Source organism: Streptosporangium sp. NPDC000095 (assembly GCF_042899335.1).
Taxonomy (GTDB): domain Bacteria; phylum Actinomycetota; class Actinomycetes; order Streptosporangiales; family Streptosporangiaceae; genus Streptosporangium.
Genome location: NZ_JBIAZS010000011.1, coordinates 146,268 through 160,023 on the forward strand (window position 1 = coordinate 146,268; position 13,756 = coordinate 160,023).

Annotated in this window: 10 protein-coding genes; 7 read left to right on the plus strand and 3 right to left on the minus strand. The window is 71.2% G+C overall.

Annotation, left to right across the window (positions count from 1 at the left end; genetic code table 11):
• Positions 1 to 16: 16 nt before the first annotated feature.
• Positions 17 to 1,363, minus strand: a complete 1,347-nt coding sequence (locus ACFY3V_RS24285) for a hypothetical protein (RefSeq protein WP_389776422.1) — start codon at positions 1,361 to 1,363, stop codon at positions 17 to 19.
• A gap of 127 nt (positions 1,364 to 1,490) precedes the next feature.
• Here ACFY3V_RS24285 and ACFY3V_RS24290 point away from each other — a divergent pair, with 127 nt between their 5' ends.
• The gene (locus ACFY3V_RS24290) at positions 1,491 to 2,459 is read left to right on the plus strand and encodes a 4-hydroxy-3-methylbut-2-enyl diphosphate reductase (RefSeq protein WP_350947958.1); all 969 of its coding nucleotides are present in this window, start codon (positions 1,491 to 1,493) and stop codon (positions 2,457 to 2,459) included.
• A gap of 194 nt (positions 2,460 to 2,653) precedes the next feature.
• Here the strand turns inward: ACFY3V_RS24290 and ACFY3V_RS24295 are convergent, their stop codons facing one another.
• Positions 2,654 to 3,184: a DUF6542 domain-containing protein gene (locus tag ACFY3V_RS24295; RefSeq protein ID WP_362898965.1), complete on the minus strand. Its 531-nt coding sequence runs from the start codon at positions 3,182 to 3,184 to the stop codon at positions 2,654 to 2,656.
• A 138-nt stretch (positions 3,185 to 3,322) separates the two neighbouring features.
• Complete coding sequence (rmuC, locus tag ACFY3V_RS24300) at positions 3,323 to 4,627, minus strand: DNA recombination protein RmuC (protein ID WP_362899196.1); 1,305 nt, start codon at positions 4,625 to 4,627, stop codon at positions 3,323 to 3,325.
• Positions 4,628 to 4,835: 208 nt separating this feature from the next.
• Between rmuC and ychF the strand changes: the two genes are divergently transcribed.
• The 6 genes from ychF to ACFY3V_RS24330 all read left to right on the plus strand — a co-directional run bounded on the left by ychF (position 4,836) and on the right by ACFY3V_RS24330 (position 13,593).
• Positions 4,836 to 5,924 (plus strand): redox-regulated ATPase YchF, encoded by a 1,089-nt coding sequence (gene ychF, locus ACFY3V_RS24305; RefSeq protein ID WP_362898967.1) that lies wholly within the window; start codon positions 4,836 to 4,838, stop codon positions 5,922 to 5,924.
• A 733-nt stretch (positions 5,925 to 6,657) separates the two neighbouring features.
• The gene (locus ACFY3V_RS24310) at positions 6,658 to 7,686 is read left to right on the plus strand and encodes a conjugal transfer protein (RefSeq protein ID WP_350947955.1); all 1,029 of its coding nucleotides are present in this window, start codon (positions 6,658 to 6,660) and stop codon (positions 7,684 to 7,686) included.
• A 150-nt stretch (positions 7,687 to 7,836) separates the two neighbouring features.
• Positions 7,837 to 8,112 carry a hypothetical protein gene (locus ACFY3V_RS24315; protein ID WP_362510052.1) on the plus strand — a complete coding sequence of 92 codons (276 nt, stop codon included), beginning with the start codon at positions 7,837 to 7,839 and terminating at the stop codon, positions 8,110 to 8,112.
• A gap of 47 nt (positions 8,113 to 8,159) precedes the next feature.
• Positions 8,160 to 10,943 (plus strand): TcpE family conjugal transfer membrane protein, encoded by a 2,784-nt coding sequence (locus ACFY3V_RS24320; RefSeq protein ID WP_389776428.1) that lies wholly within the window; start codon positions 8,160 to 8,162, stop codon positions 10,941 to 10,943.
• Positions 10,944 to 10,966: 23 nt separating this feature from the next.
• Complete coding sequence (locus ACFY3V_RS24325; protein ID WP_389776431.1) at positions 10,967 to 11,104, plus strand: hypothetical protein; 138 nt, start codon at positions 10,967 to 10,969, stop codon at positions 11,102 to 11,104.
• Positions 11,101 to 13,593, plus strand: a complete 2,493-nt coding sequence (locus ACFY3V_RS24330) for an ATP-binding protein (RefSeq protein ID WP_362898974.1) — start codon at positions 11,101 to 11,103, stop codon at positions 13,591 to 13,593. The genes ACFY3V_RS24325 and ACFY3V_RS24330 overlap by 4 nt, the downstream gene beginning before the upstream one ends.
• The last annotated feature ends 163 nt before the right edge of the window (positions 13,594 to 13,756 follow it).

Consider the following 13,756-nt stretch of genomic DNA (forward strand, 5'->3'; position numbering starts at 1 on the left):
TACGCGCCGGAGGTGACTATTCCGCGGCCGCCAGCTTGGCCAGGCGGTTCTCGTACATCCGCACGACGACCTCGCGGCCCGCGGTGGCCCGCTCGTAGGCGAGCAGCTCCCGGATCTGCTCGGAGGTCCTGCCGCGCATCCGCGCCCGCAGGGACGCGACCGTCAGCTCCGCGTAGCCGGGAAGAGGCTCGGCGGGCGTGGCGGTCCCCGAGGAGGACTCCGCCGCCGTGGTCGTCGTCCTCGGGGAGGGGCCGGCCGCGTCGGCGGCCTCGGGTGCCGCGCCCCTGGTCCCGGTCACCTCGACCACCGCGGCGTCCGCGGTCTCGGGCTTCGCGGTGTCGACCTCGGTCACCTCGACCTTCACCGCCGCGGGGGCCTCCGCCTCGGCAGGGGTGCCTTCGGCCGCGGAAGCCGTGGCGCTCGTCAGGGTGCCGCTCTCGGCGCGCTCGGCCACGGTGTCCGCAGGGGCGGCCTTGGCGGTCGTCTTGCGGGTCCTGGTCGTCCTGGCCTTCGGGGTGGTGGCCTCGACGGCCTCGGGGGCTGCGGTTGCGGCTTCGGCGGCCTTGGCCTTGGCCCGGGTGGCCCTGGGCTTCTTGGCGGGGGTCTCGGTGACCGCGTCCGCCTCCGCCGCCGGAGTCTCCGCGCCCTTGACCTCGGGGGCCTCGGGGGCCTCGGCGGTCTTGGGAGCCGAGGTCTTGGAGGTCTTGGCGGCCTTGGGAGTCTCGGCGACGGCCGGGGACGCCGAGACTTCCGGGGCGGCCGGTGCTTCCGTGGCCTTCACCTCGGCGGTGTCCGAGGGCTCCGTGGCGACGACCTCGGCGGGCTTCGCCGGGGCGGCCTCGGGCTCCGGAGCCGGGGTGCTCTCAGGCTCCGGAGTCGAGGCGGGGGCCTCGGTGGTTCCGGCGGCGGCAGGGGTGTCGACGGCCTCGGGAGCCTTGGCCTCCGGGGTGTCGCCGGCCTTGACCTCGGGGACCTCGGGGACCTCGGGGACCTTGACCTCGGGCGAGGCGGGCGTCGCGGTGTCGGGCTTGGTGGGGCTGAAGATGACAGGGTCGGGGGTGGTCTTCGTCCCGTTGCGCTCGGCGGAGGGAGCGCTCGCGGCCTTCTCCGGACGCGGCGCGAAGATGACGGGCTCGCGACGGGTGGGCTTCCCCGCCTGCTCCGTGCTCTCCTCGGCGATCTTCGCCGGCTGGTCGCCGATCGTCCCGGTGGGTTCCTCGGCGGGCTCGCCCTGGCCCGAGGTTCCCTTGAACCTGGTCCGGACGCGGTCGCCGAGGAGCAGGGCCTGGCCGACCCCGCTCAGTGCGCTCTGCAGCATGTGCAGCGGCAGGTCTTTTGCCTTTTGTGTGACATTGCGAATCATGTCGGGGACTGACATATCGTCTCCCTGGGAGGTCTGTATCGAGAAGGCTAGTGTGACAAGACTTGTGCCGCATGAGCTTGTGGGACGTATGGGCAGTCTCGCGGGCGTGTCCACGTAGCATATGAGCATGACTTCAGACACCCCCGCGACCCGACGCGTACTAGTGGCGAAGCCCCGTGGTTACTGCGCGGGGGTCGATCGTGCGGTCCAGGCCGTGGAGAAGGCGCTGGAGCAGTACGGCGCCCCGATCTACGTACGTAAGCAGATCGTCCACAACACCCACGTGGTCAAGACGCTGGAGCAGCGCGGGGCGATCTTCGTCGAGGAGACCGAGCAGGTGCCCGAGGGCGCGATCGTCGTCTTCTCCGCCCACGGCGTCTCTCCCGCGGTCCACCAGGAGGCCGCGGACCGCAGCCTCAAGACGATCGACGCCACCTGCCCCCTGGTGACCAAGGTGCACAACGAGGCCAAGCGTTTCGCCTCCCAGGACTACGACATCCTCCTCATCGGTCACGAGGGCCACGAGGAGGTCGAGGGCACCGCGGGCGAGGCGCCCGACCACGTCCAGCTCGTCGACGGCCTGCACTCGGTCGACACCCTGCAGGTCAAGGATCCCGATCGGCTCGTCTGGCTGTCGCAGACCACGCTGTCGGTGGACGAGACGACCGAGACGGTCTCCCGGCTCAAGGAGCGCTTCCCCAACCTGATCGACCCTCCGAGCGACGACATCTGCTACGCCACCCAGAACCGCCAGGTCGCGGTCAAGGAGATCGCCGCCCAGGCCCAGCTGGTCATCGTCGTCGGCTCCGAGAACTCCTCCAACTCCAAGCGGCTCGTCGAGGTCGCCCTCGACCACGGGGCCGACGCCTCCTATCTGGTCGACGACGCCTCGCTCATCGACGACGCCTGGTTCGACGGCGTCACCACGGTCGGCGTGTCGAGTGGTGCCTCGGTGCCCGAGGAGCTCGTCGCCGAGGTCCTGGCCCGTCTCGCCCGAAACGGGTTCGGGGACGTGGAGGAGGTCGAGTCCGTCCGCGAGAGCGTGCGCTTCGCCCTCCCGCACGAGCTGCGCAGGGACCTGCGCGCCACGGTCTGACGTCGGGTCGTCCGCCCACGGGGTCGAAGTCCCTCGGCGAGAGCGTGCGCTTCGCGCTCTCGCCCGAGGACCCCTGCCACCCTGAGGACCTCTGCCACGCTCCGGCCGGCCGATCTTTCATGCGAGGCCCTGGCCCGGCGGCTTTCTCCGCGATCCGGGAGATCCCGTCACGGACGAAACCCCGCGCCCGGCCGCTACTGCCCCTCGCGGGGGGTGCCGTACACCCTGGGCTCGAAGTATCCCTCGGGCTCGGGGGCGAAGGCCCTGCCGTCGCCGTCGCCGCTCCTGGGGCGGGGCACCGAGGCCCTGGAGGCCCTGAGCTCCTCGCGCAGCTCTCGGACGCAGCGGGTCAGCCCCCGGCGCCAGGCGATGACCAGCACCAGGAACGAACCGCCGAACAGCCACGGGGCCCCCTGCGACAGCGCGGTGTACATGCCCAGGCCGAAGGCCTGCACGGGCGTGGACGCGAACAGGGATCGGATCGCCTCGATGAACGCGGTGGTCACGAAGAAGAGCAGGGGCGGGGACACCACCAGCGACAGCAGGTCCCTGCGGTTCACCAGCGACGCGGCGGCGACGCAACCGGCGACGAACGCCGCCCCGGTCAGTGCCGCCACCCCGGTCAGCGCCTGCAGCACGCCGCCCACCAGCGTGGACGCCAGCACGAAGGCCAGTGCGCCCCGAACGGTCAGCCGGATGCCCGAGGCCCGGTCAAGTTCACTCATGCGATCACCCCGCCGACCGGCTGCACGCCGCCTCGCTCGTCCACCACTCGCCCCCTGACCTTGACCACCGCGGCCCCCCGGCGCCGTCGCCCTCGCTATCTCCAGTGTCCGGCCGCAGGAGCCCCCGAGGGAACAGTTTCAGGGCAGGTCGTTGGTCAACCTACCGTTCAGGCGGGATACGAGAGGCGGGCTTGGCTCCTCTCGCGCCAGGAGTTCGGGTGAGGTCAGGGCGCGCGGCAGGTCCTCGACCGCCTGTGGCGTGTCCAGGTCGCTCTCGACGAGCCCCAGGTCGTTCAGCTTGCGGGCGCTCACCAGCACCCGGGTCTCCAGCGAGCCGACCGTCCTGTTGTACGACTCCACGGCCCGGCTCAGCGAGCGGCCCAGGGCGTCGACGTTGCGCCCCATGCTGCCCAGCCGCTCGTACAGCTCCTTGCCGACCTCGAAGATCGCCCGTGCGTTCTCGCCGAGCGCGGCCTGCTGCCAGGCGTACTGCGCGGTGCGGAGCATGGTGATGAGCGTGGTCGGTGTGGCGATGTGGACCCGCCGTCGCATGGCGTACTCCAGCAGGGCGGGGTCGCGTTCCAGCGCGGGGGCGAGGAACGCCTCGCCGGGAATGAACAGCACCATGAACTCCGGCGCCGGGCTGAACGCCTGCCAGTAGGGCTTCGAGGCCAGCCGGTCGACGTGGTCGCGCACGTGCCGGGTGTGGGCGTCGAGCCGGGCCGACCGATGGTCGGGGTCGGCCGACTCGGCGGCCTCCAGGTAGGCGGAGAGCGAGACCTTGGAGTCGATCACGATGTTCTTGCCGCCGGCGAGCCGCACGATCATGTCGGGTCGCAGGACGCCGTCCGGCGTGGTGACGCTCACCTGCTCGTCGAAGTCGCAGAATCGCTGCATGCCGGCGATCTCGGCGACCCTGCGGAGCTGGAGCTCGCCCCACCTGCCCCTCGCCTCGGGCCGCTGCAGGGCCCGTACCAGCGAGTTCGTCTGGGCGCGGAGCTGCTCGTTGCTCTCGCGGACGATGTCGATGTGCTTGGCCAGCTCGGCGTGGGCGGCCCGCTGGCCCGCCTGGGTGTCGCGCAACTGCGTCTCGACGCGGGCCAGGGTGTCCTTCAGCGGCTCGATCAGGTGCTCGACGGCCTGCTTGCGCTGCTCCAGCTCCCCGGCGGCCTCGGCCCGGTTGGCGGCGAGCCTCGTCTCCGCCAGCTCCAGGAACCGCAGGTTGTTGACGTCCAGCGCCCGGCTCGACAGGGCCTGGAACCGTTCGGAGAGCTGTTCCTCGATGTAGACGACCTTCTCCTCGGCGATCTTCGCGCGGGCCTCGGCGTCGGCGAGGCGGGCCATGACGTCGGCGGCTCCCGAGGAGGCACGCGCCCGGCCCAGCAGGAAGCCGATCGCGAGTCCCGCGGCGAGGCCCACCGCGAGCTGGAAGGAGAGAGCCATGACATCCACCCCGGCATGATTCCAGGCTCGGCCGCTTCCGGCGGTTCCGACACGCTCCCCGGCCCGGAACGGCTCGGTTCGTGCCCCATGAGCGTGCCGCGAGCGTGCCGCGAGTGTCCCGTGAGTGACCCGCGAGCGTCCCGTGATTCGTACCTGTGACCTGCCCGTGGCGGGTAGCAGTGGGTCATTCCGCGTAAACTCGGCTCACGTGAGCCTGAGCATCGGCATCGTCGGATTGCCCAACGTCGGCAAGTCAACGCTTTTCAACGCGCTGACGAAGACCGCCAACGCCCTGGCGGCGAACTATCCGTTCGCCACCATCGAGCCCAACGTGGGCATCGTCGGCGTTCCCGACCCGCGTCTTGAAAAGCTGGCCGAGATCTTCGGGTCGGCGAAGATCCTGCCGGCGAAGGTCGAGTTCGTCGACATCGCCGGCCTGGTCCGCGGCGCCTCCGAGGGACAGGGGCGAGGCAACCAGTTCCTCGCCAACATCCGTGAGACCGACGCGATCTGCCAGGTCATCCGGGTCTTCAACGACCCCGACGTGACCCACGTGGACGGCGGCGTCGCCCCCGGGCGCGACATCGAGACGATCAACACCGAGCTGATCCTCGCCGACCTGCAGACCCTGGAGAAGGCGATTCCCCGCCTCCAGAAGGAGTCCAGGACCAACAAGGACCGCAAGGCCGCGCTGGAGGCGGCGGAGGCGGCGTTCAAGCTCCTCGACGGTGGCGCCACCCTGTACGCCGGGGCCAAGGGCGCGGGCATCGACCCCAAGGACCTGCGCGAGCTGCACCTGCTCACGGCCAAGCCGTTCCTGTATGTCTTCAACCTCGACGCCGACGAGCTGGTGGACGAGAAGCTCAGGGCGCAGCTGTCGGCGCTCGTCGCACCGGCCGAGGCCGTCTTCCTCGACGCGAAGATCGAGTCCGAGCTCGTCGAGCTCGACGACGCCGAGGCGCTGGAGCTCCTGCAGTCCGTCGGCCAGGAGGAGTCGGGCCTCACCCAGCTCGCCAGGGTGGGCTTCGAGACCCTGGGCCTGCAGACCTACCTGACCGCGGGTCCCAAGGAGACCAGGGCCTGGACGATCCGCAAGGGCGCCACCGCCCCCGAGGCTGCCGGGGTGATCCACACCGACTTCCAGCGCGGTTTCATCAAGGCGGAGATCGTCTCCTTCGACGAGCTCGTGGAGACCGGTTCCATCGCCGCCGCCCGCCAGGCGGGCAAGGCCCGCATCGAGGGCAAGGACTACGTCATGCGCGACGGCGACGTGGTGGAGTTCCGCTTCAACGTCTGAGCGAACGCTCGCCCTCACCGCGCACGGAGTCCGCTTCGGCGTCCGGCCGAACGCTCGCCCTCACCGCGCACGGAGTCCACTCCGGCGTCCGGCCGAACGGCGTCCTCGCCGCGCACGAACGGTCCGGTGGGCTCTCCGACCCCGAACCGGACGAGCACGCTCGGGTCGGTCGGAGCGTGGGCGACGGCATCCTGGATCGTGAACGACGACGTCCCGGCGCATCCCGTCTCCGCGACGGTCGGTGCGCCGACCCGGTATCCGAGCGGGCGGTCCGGACGTCTCGCCGGGCTTCCGGGGCCGGTGGACCGGCCGACCGTGGAGATCGGCCGCTGTCGCGCCTCGCCGCCCCTCTCGAGGGGACGGAACCTCCTCGCGATGGCGGTCGGTGGCGAGGAGGCGTATTTCCAGGGGTTGTGACCCCAGGTGACGTATTTCGTGTTAAATGCGCAGGTCGCGACAGTCAGGGGGCTGTCTGGTTAGCAATGGGTGGCGTTTGAGTAATCACCCCACGCGCTGGCCAGGGGGAATGCGCTTTTCCCCGACCATAGGCCGCATCGGCGCCCTCGTCGAGGTTCCAGACCCGGTTTGCTCAGTCATCATGATGCCTGCAGCATAGGCGTGGCTTTCCTGGAAGAATCGGCGGGGCGGCTAGAGTAAGTGCGTCACCATGGCCAACGGGATCGTCAACAATACGACACCGCACCGGCCGAGGATTGACGCGAGCGGAGGCGTGATGGCTCGAAGGTCGACAGTCCAGCGTGATCCCCGGATCGCTGGCGACCCTGAGCTGTCGTCATATCCGGACTTCCCCGACGATCCCGATCTCGACCGCGCTCCGGCGCGCGGGCGGGGTGTGCCGCGCGGACGCTGGTCCGGTGGAGGCGGCCGCTGGCTGGTGTGGACCGGCCGCGCCGTGCTCTGGGCGCTGATCGTCGTCATCGTCGTGAACGGGGTCCGCGCGCCCTTCGAGCGCTTCACCCAGCAGAACGCACCCGTGGGCGCGGCGCCCGTCGAGGGAAACGGGTTCCCCACGGTCCAGGCCTCCGCCTTCGCGGCCCAGTTCGCCGGGGTCTATCTGAACTTCGACGGGGCCCGCCTCGCGGAGAGGGAGTCGAGGCTCGCCCCCTACCTGCCGGAGGGCGTCGAAGGACAGTTCGGCTGGGACGGTTTCGGCAGGATGGTCGCTGGAGCGGTGCAACCGTACGGGATCGAGGTCGTCGACGCCGACAACGCCGTCGTCACCGTGGCCTACCAGTCGGAGGACCGCCGCCAGCTCCTGTCCGTGCCCGTCTACCGCGACCGGGCCGCGGAGAGGTTCGTCGTCGCCGGCCGTCCGGCCATCCTGCCCGCGCCGAGGGCCGCCGCCCTGCCGCCCAAGGCCGCACCCGAGCGCGACCGCGCCGTGGAGCAGGAGCTGCGCACCACGCTGGAAGACTTCTTCAAGGCCTACGCCGGTGACACCACCTCGCTGCAGCAGTACGCCGACGCCGGGGTCACCCTGCAGGGGTTCGGGGGGGCGTTCACCTTCCTGCAGCTCAAGGACCTCTCCGTGCCCGTCGGCGGGGGGGCGACCCGCGAGGTGACCGCGACGGTCACGTGGGGCGTGCCGTCGAAGGCGGCCCCGTCCACCGACCCCGAGCCCGCCGATCCCGGCCAAATGGGAGGCAAGCTGGAGCAGTCCTACTTGCTCACCATGGTCGAGCAGGGCGACAAGTGGTTCGTCAAGGACATCCGCGGCGCATACCGATCTGTGGCGGGGTAAGCATGATCGAATGGTGCCGATCCACGGTGAGCAGACCCCCCCTGATCGATGAGCCGTCGGTCCGGGTCCCGGCGCACACGCGCCGAGGACTCTTAGCCGCTTGGCGGGCACGATCGTGAGTACGGAGGACAAGAAGTGATTCTCAAGACCATGCTGCTGAGCGCCATGGAGCTCGCTCAGCCCACAGCACCTCCGGCGGGCGTCAACACCGAGGGCCTCGCCGACTTCCTCCGCAGCTTCTTCGCGCCGCTCTTCCTGGTCATCGTCTCGGTGGTGGCCCTCTTCTTCCTCTTCACCCGTGAGATCACCAGATTCGTCCAGTTCATCATTCTGGCGATCGCGATCGGAGTGATCTTCTACGTTCCGAACATCATCGAGGTGACTGCCAAGGCGATCGCGGGCGCGCTGGGCATCTCGGGGGGTTGAGACCGGGTTCGAACGGTCAAACAAGGAGAGGCGGAGAGGAGGATCACGTGGATCTGCCCACGTACACCAATATCTGGAGGATCGAGAAGCGGCTCTACAAGCTGTACGACCTACGGCTGCCGATGCCGCTCCCGATCGTCTGGATCGGTGGGTTCGTGGGAGTGCTGGCCCCGTGGTCGCTGCTGCTCTACCTTCTCGGTCTGCCCTTCGCCGCTCCCTGGCACGTGCTCTATCTGGTGCCCCCCGGTGTCGTCACCTGGCTCTCCACCCGGCCGGTGATCGAGAGCAAGAGGCTCACCGAGCTGCTCCAGTCGCAGGTGCGCTACGTGGGAGAGCCGCGCACCTGGTGCAGGATGGCCCCCCTCTCCGAACCCGCCGAGGTCACGCTGACCGGCCGGATCTGGCGGGCCGCGCCGCAGTACACGGCCGTCAGGGTCAAGGCGTCGCGCAAGGCCCGGCACGCCCAGGCCAAGCGCGCCGCCGCCCGCCGCGAGGTGCGTCCCGCCGTGGCCGCGGCCGCGGCGGCCGCCGCCACCGCGCCCGTCGCCAGGACCGAGGTTCACGCGCTTCGCCAAGGTGTCGCCCCGGCCCTCGGCCAGACCTCGGCCCTTGGTCAGGCTGCGGGCGTCGGTCAGACCTCGGCCCTCGGTCAGGGCCCGGCCGCCGAGACCTCCCGGGGCATCGAGACCTCCTGGGCCGTCGAGGCACCCCCGGTCGCCGTCCCCGCGATCCCCGCCGTTCTTCCCGGGCCCGCAGCGCCGTCCGGGTCCGCTGCGTCGTCGGTGCCGTCCCTGCCCGTCGTGACTCCGGTGCCCGAGCCCGTCGCGTTCGCCGAGGCGGCCGAGGCCGTCGAGTCCGCGCCGGGCACGCCGATCCTCGGCCTCGCCTCGCGACCGCCCGCGGACCATTCCCAGGGACCTTCCGAGGAGCGGGCCGACCGCACTCCGCCGGCCGGATCCGCGGCCGAGGGGAACGCGGATGATTCGAGGGACGAGACCCCGGCGGCGTCCGGCGCGTCCGCGGCTCCGCCCGCTCCGATCGGCACCGAGGCGCTGCGGCGGCTGCGCAGGCTCGCGGCCTCCGCGGAGGCCGAGCGCGCCGCCGCGGCCCCCGCCTCGCCCGTCGTGCCCCCACCGCCGGTCGTACCTTCCACCCCGGCCATACCGGTCGCGCCTCCCGCGGCGGTCACGCCGCCCTCCGAGGTGATCGTGCCTTTCACGCCGGTCGAGCGACCGAACACGCCGATCGAGCGCCCCGAGGTGATCGCGCCCGCCGGGCCGCCCTCGCCCCCGGAGGTGATCGCGCCCGCGGCGTCCTCCGAGACCGACGCTCCCGCCTCGAAACCCTCCGAGGAACGGCCCGAGGCGCCGGCCGTGCCGGAGCCCTCGGCACCCAGGACGACACGGGAGGAGACCTCCGCCCCGGCCCGTGCGGTGTCCGCCGAGAGGCCGGCCGTCGTGCCCGACCCCGTCAGGAGGCCCTCGGAGCCCGCCGCCCCCTCCTTCGTACCGAGGTTCGTCGGACCGGCGCCGGTCGGGCGTCGCGCCGAGGCGGCCGAACTCCCGCAGACCGGACAGAGCAGGCAGGACAAGCGGGACGGATCGGACGAGGAGAGCGCACGGCGTCAACACCGCAAGGGGCAGCCCACGCCGATCGGGCGCGCGGCGGAAACTCCGGAGACGGCGGAGACGGCGGAGGCACTGAGGGCGTCGAAGGCGTCGAAGGCATGGCCGCCGGAGCGGCCCGCGAGTGCGCAGGCGGGTCCCGGCGCCCCGGCGGGCACCGGCGTCCAGGGTGGCGGCATGTCGATCCGCGCGGTTCCCTCGGGGCCCGCCACGGCTGATCCGGTCGCCCCCGCGGTACCGGTGACCGGTCCCGCACGTGGCGAGGCCGAGACCAGGGTCCGCCGGGTCGAGTCGGTGGTCGGCCGTGACTCCTCCGGCGGCTGGCGGCGGCTGGCCCAGGTGGTGATCGGACCCGGCGGTGGCCGTACGGACGGCTCGGAGATCGACGAGGCGCGGGCCAGGGCGGTGTTCAGCGGCAGTCGCCGGGTGGTGGTCCTGGGATGCACCGGCGGCGCCGGGCAGACCACGACCGCGCTCATGCTCGGCCACACCCTCGCCCGCTACCGCGAGGACCGGATTCTCGCGGTCGACGCCAGCACCGGCTCCCACGCCCTGTCCAGCCGGATCCAGGGCGAGTCGCCGGAGACCCTGACCTCCCTGCTCTCCGGGCTCGACAGCGTCCAGGGATATCTCGGCATGCGCGCCTACACCAGCCGCTGCGCCTCGGGGCTGGAGGTCCTCGCCGGAGACAGCGACGCCGGTGCCGAGCAACGCCTGTCCGACCGGACGCTCTTCTCCGACCGGCGGCTCGGCCAGACGATGGACATGCTCGACCGGCACTACAAGGTTGTCGTGATGGACCCGGCCGCGGCTCTGGCCGCGCGGGTCCTCCCCTACGCCGACCAGCTCGTCCTCGTCGTCCCGGCGAGCGAGGACGGGCCGGACGCGGTGGCGATGACCTACGAGTGGCTCGACGGGCACGGTTGCTCCGACCTTCGCCATCGGGCGGTCATGGTGGTCAACGGGGTGAGCCGCCGCAGCATGGCCGACGTGGAGCAGGCGGAGGCGGTCGCGCGGGGCAGGTGCCGGGCGATCGTCCGGGTGCCCTGGGAGGACGCCCTGGCCCCCGGCAGGGCCGATCGGGTGGAACCGTCCCACCTGCGGGCGCCGGGCCGCCGGGCGTATCTCGCCCTGGCCGGTGTCGTCGTGGCGGGCTTCGGAACGGTTCAGGCGGGTCGACCCAGCGAGGAGGAACTAGCCCAGTGATCCCCCGGGCGCGAGGAGATGCGGTGAGCGGGCGAGACGAGGTGCGGGTGGTGAGCGGGCAGGCCGGGGTCCGGATGAGCGGACGCCGTGGAATCCGGATCGGCGAGGGGTCCGGAGGCCGCGGAGCCAGGGCCGCACGCGCGATGGAGGAGGGGCCGTGAGCCGCGCCTCCCAGGCGCGCAGCCGCCTCGCCGTCCGATACTTCGACGATCGGATTTTGCTGACCGACTCGTCGGTCTGGGCCTATTTCAGGCTTCCCACCGTGAGCTACGAGTTCATCACCCCCGAGGAGCGGGAGGCGCTCGCCACCAACATCACGATCGCGCTCGCCGCCATCCGCATGCCCGACGCCGAGGTCCACCTGCGGGTGGCGCACCGCACCTACCCCGCCGCCGAGTGGGCGATGGCGCTGAACGCCACCTCCGACGAGGGACCGGGCTGGCGCGACTACCTGGAGGACATGTATCGCCACGTCTGGGCCAAGGACTTCTGGACCAAGGAGGTCTATCTCGGCGTGCGGCTCGGCACGCGCGGGCGGCAGCTGGGCACCGGGGTCCTCGCGCAGCTCTTCGGTTTCTACCAGCGCAGTGAGAAGGCCCTGGGCATCGAGGACGACCACGTCCCCAAGGCGGAGATCGCCAAGTGGTCCGAGCAGGCGGAGCGGCTGGGCAGGGCGCTGTCCGCGAGCGCGCTGTACGCCAGGCACGCCACCTCCGTCGAGCTCGCCTGGCTGTTCCAGCACGCCACGACCGGTTCCCTCGGCGACCCCCCGGCCTCGGCGAGTCCCAAGCGCCGCTGGGGGCAGGGGGAGATCGAGTCCCTCGTCGAGGGGCAGATCCACAACGGCAGGGCGCTGCTGCGGATCGAGCAGCCGCAGGGCGACTCCTACGTCGCGCACATGTCCTTCGCCCGCTTCCCCGATCTCATGCCCTTCCCCGACGGCGAGCCCTGGATGCACTTCGCCGACCAGCTGCCCTTCCCGGTGGAGATCAGTTCGAGGATGCGGCTGATCCCGCCGGTCAAGGCGAGCAAGGACGTCGCGCGCAAGCTCGCCCATGCCCGTGACATGGACATCCACATCCGTGAGGCGGGCGCCGAGGCGCCGCTCGCGCTCGCCGAGCAGATCGACGCGGCCAGGATGCTGGAGCACGGCATCACCAAGGAGCGTCTGCCGTTCGTGTACGGCTGGCACCGCCTCATCGTGTCGGCCCCGACCGAGGAGATCTGCGTGCAGCGGGTCGAGGCGGTCGTGGAGCACTACCGCGACATGGGCATCGACATCGTCAACTCCACCGGCGACCAGTTCTCGCTGTTCTGCGAGACGCTGCCGGGAGAGCGGGTCCGGGTGAACGCCTACGCGCAGCGGCAGCCGCTGCGCACCATCGCGGGCGGCATGGCCACCGCCACCGTCGACCTGGGCGACCGGACGGACGAGGGCGGCTCCGGCTGGATGGGCCCGTACGTCGGGGAGACGCTGGGCAGGGCGCGCAGCATCGTGCACTTCGACCCGCTGGTCGCGGCGACGCGCAACCGGCCGACGGCGATCGCCATCACCGGCGAGCCCGGTGGAGGCAAGACCACGCTCGCGCTGCTGATGATCTACCAGATGGCGTTGCGCGGGGTGACGGTCGCGGTGATCGACCCCAAGGGCGACGCCGAGTCGCTGGTGCAGCTGCTGCAGAAGCGGGGCAGGAAGGCGCGGATCATCCCGCTAGGCTCGGCGGCTCCCGGCCTGCTCGACCCGTTCTCGTTCGGCGACGACCTGGCGGCCAAGAAGACGATGGCCACCGAGACCCTGCGTCTGCTGCTGCCTCGCATGTCGGAGGAACGCGAGTCGGCGATGATCCAGGCGGTCGCCGCGGTCTCCAACGGCCAGGACCCGTCGCTGGGCAAGGTCGTCGACTTCCTTGAGCAGACCGAGGACGCCGCCTCCAAGAACCTGGGCGCGGTGCTCCGCTCCATGTCGGACATGCATCTGGCCAGGCTCTGCTTCGACCCCTCGGGCGGCGACCAGATCGACACCGAGGGCTGGACCACGGTCTTCACCCTGGGCGGCCTGACCCTGCCCGACGCCTCCACCGGCCGCGACGACTACTCCTACGAGCAGAGGCTGTCGGTGGCGCTGCTCTATCTCGTCGCGCAGTTCGCGCGGGGTCTGATGAACGGCCTGGACCGGCGGACGCCCAAGGCGATCTTCCTGGACGAGGCGTGGGCGATCACCTCCACGCCCGAGGGGGCCAAGCTGGTGCCCGAGGTCAGCCGGATGGGCCGCTCCCGCAACACGGCGCTGGTCCTGGTCTCGCAGAACGCCGGCGACCTGCTGAGCGAGCAGGTGACGAACTGCCTGTCGTCGGTCTTCGCCTTCCGCTCCACGGAGCGGGTCGAGGTGGAGCACGTGATGGCGCTGCTCGGGGTCGAGCCCTCCGAGGAGCACAAGGCGGTGCTGCGCTCACTCGGTAACGGCGAATGCGTCTTCCGGGATCTGGACGGTCGCGCGGGCCGTATCGGGGTGGACCTGATCTCGGACGAGCTGCTGCGTTGGCTCGACACGAATCCGACCCACGACAAACCCGACGAGAAAGTGCATGATCTTCCTGGGGGCGACAGAGTCGGTAGGCCGGGGGCTGCGGCGCTGGAGGTGCGGTCATGAAAGGCTCCCTTAAGGGATTCGAGGGCTTTCGCGGGAGACGGCCACTCGGAGGGCCGAAGGGTCTCCGCGGGCTCCGTGAGGTCCGTGGTTTCCGCGGTCTTCGTGGGCTCCGCGGGATTCGCGGGCTCCGTGAGGTCCGAGGCACAGCGGGCTCTCGCCCGGG

Excerpts from the sequence above, each read along its gene's own strand:
- ACFY3V_RS24285 (WP_389776422.1), bottom strand. The coding sequence starts at position 1,363 with ATGATTCGCAATGTCACACAAAAGGCAAAAGACCTGCCGCTGCACATG.
- ACFY3V_RS24290 (WP_350947958.1), top strand. The coding sequence starts at position 1,491 with ATGACTTCAGACACCCCCGCGACCCGACGCGTACTAGTGGCGAAGCCC.
- ACFY3V_RS24295 (WP_362898965.1), bottom strand. The coding sequence starts at position 3,184 with ATGAGTGAACTTGACCGGGCCTCGGGCATCCGGCTGACCGTTCGGGGC.
- rmuC (WP_362899196.1), bottom strand. The coding sequence starts at position 4,627 with ATGGCTCTCTCCTTCCAGCTCGCGGTGGGCCTCGCCGCGGGACTCGCG.
- ACFY3V_RS24310 (WP_350947955.1), top strand. The coding sequence starts at position 6,658 with ATGGCTCGAAGGTCGACAGTCCAGCGTGATCCCCGGATCGCTGGCGAC.
- ACFY3V_RS24315 (WP_362510052.1), top strand. The coding sequence starts at position 7,837 with ATGCTGCTGAGCGCCATGGAGCTCGCTCAGCCCACAGCACCTCCGGCG.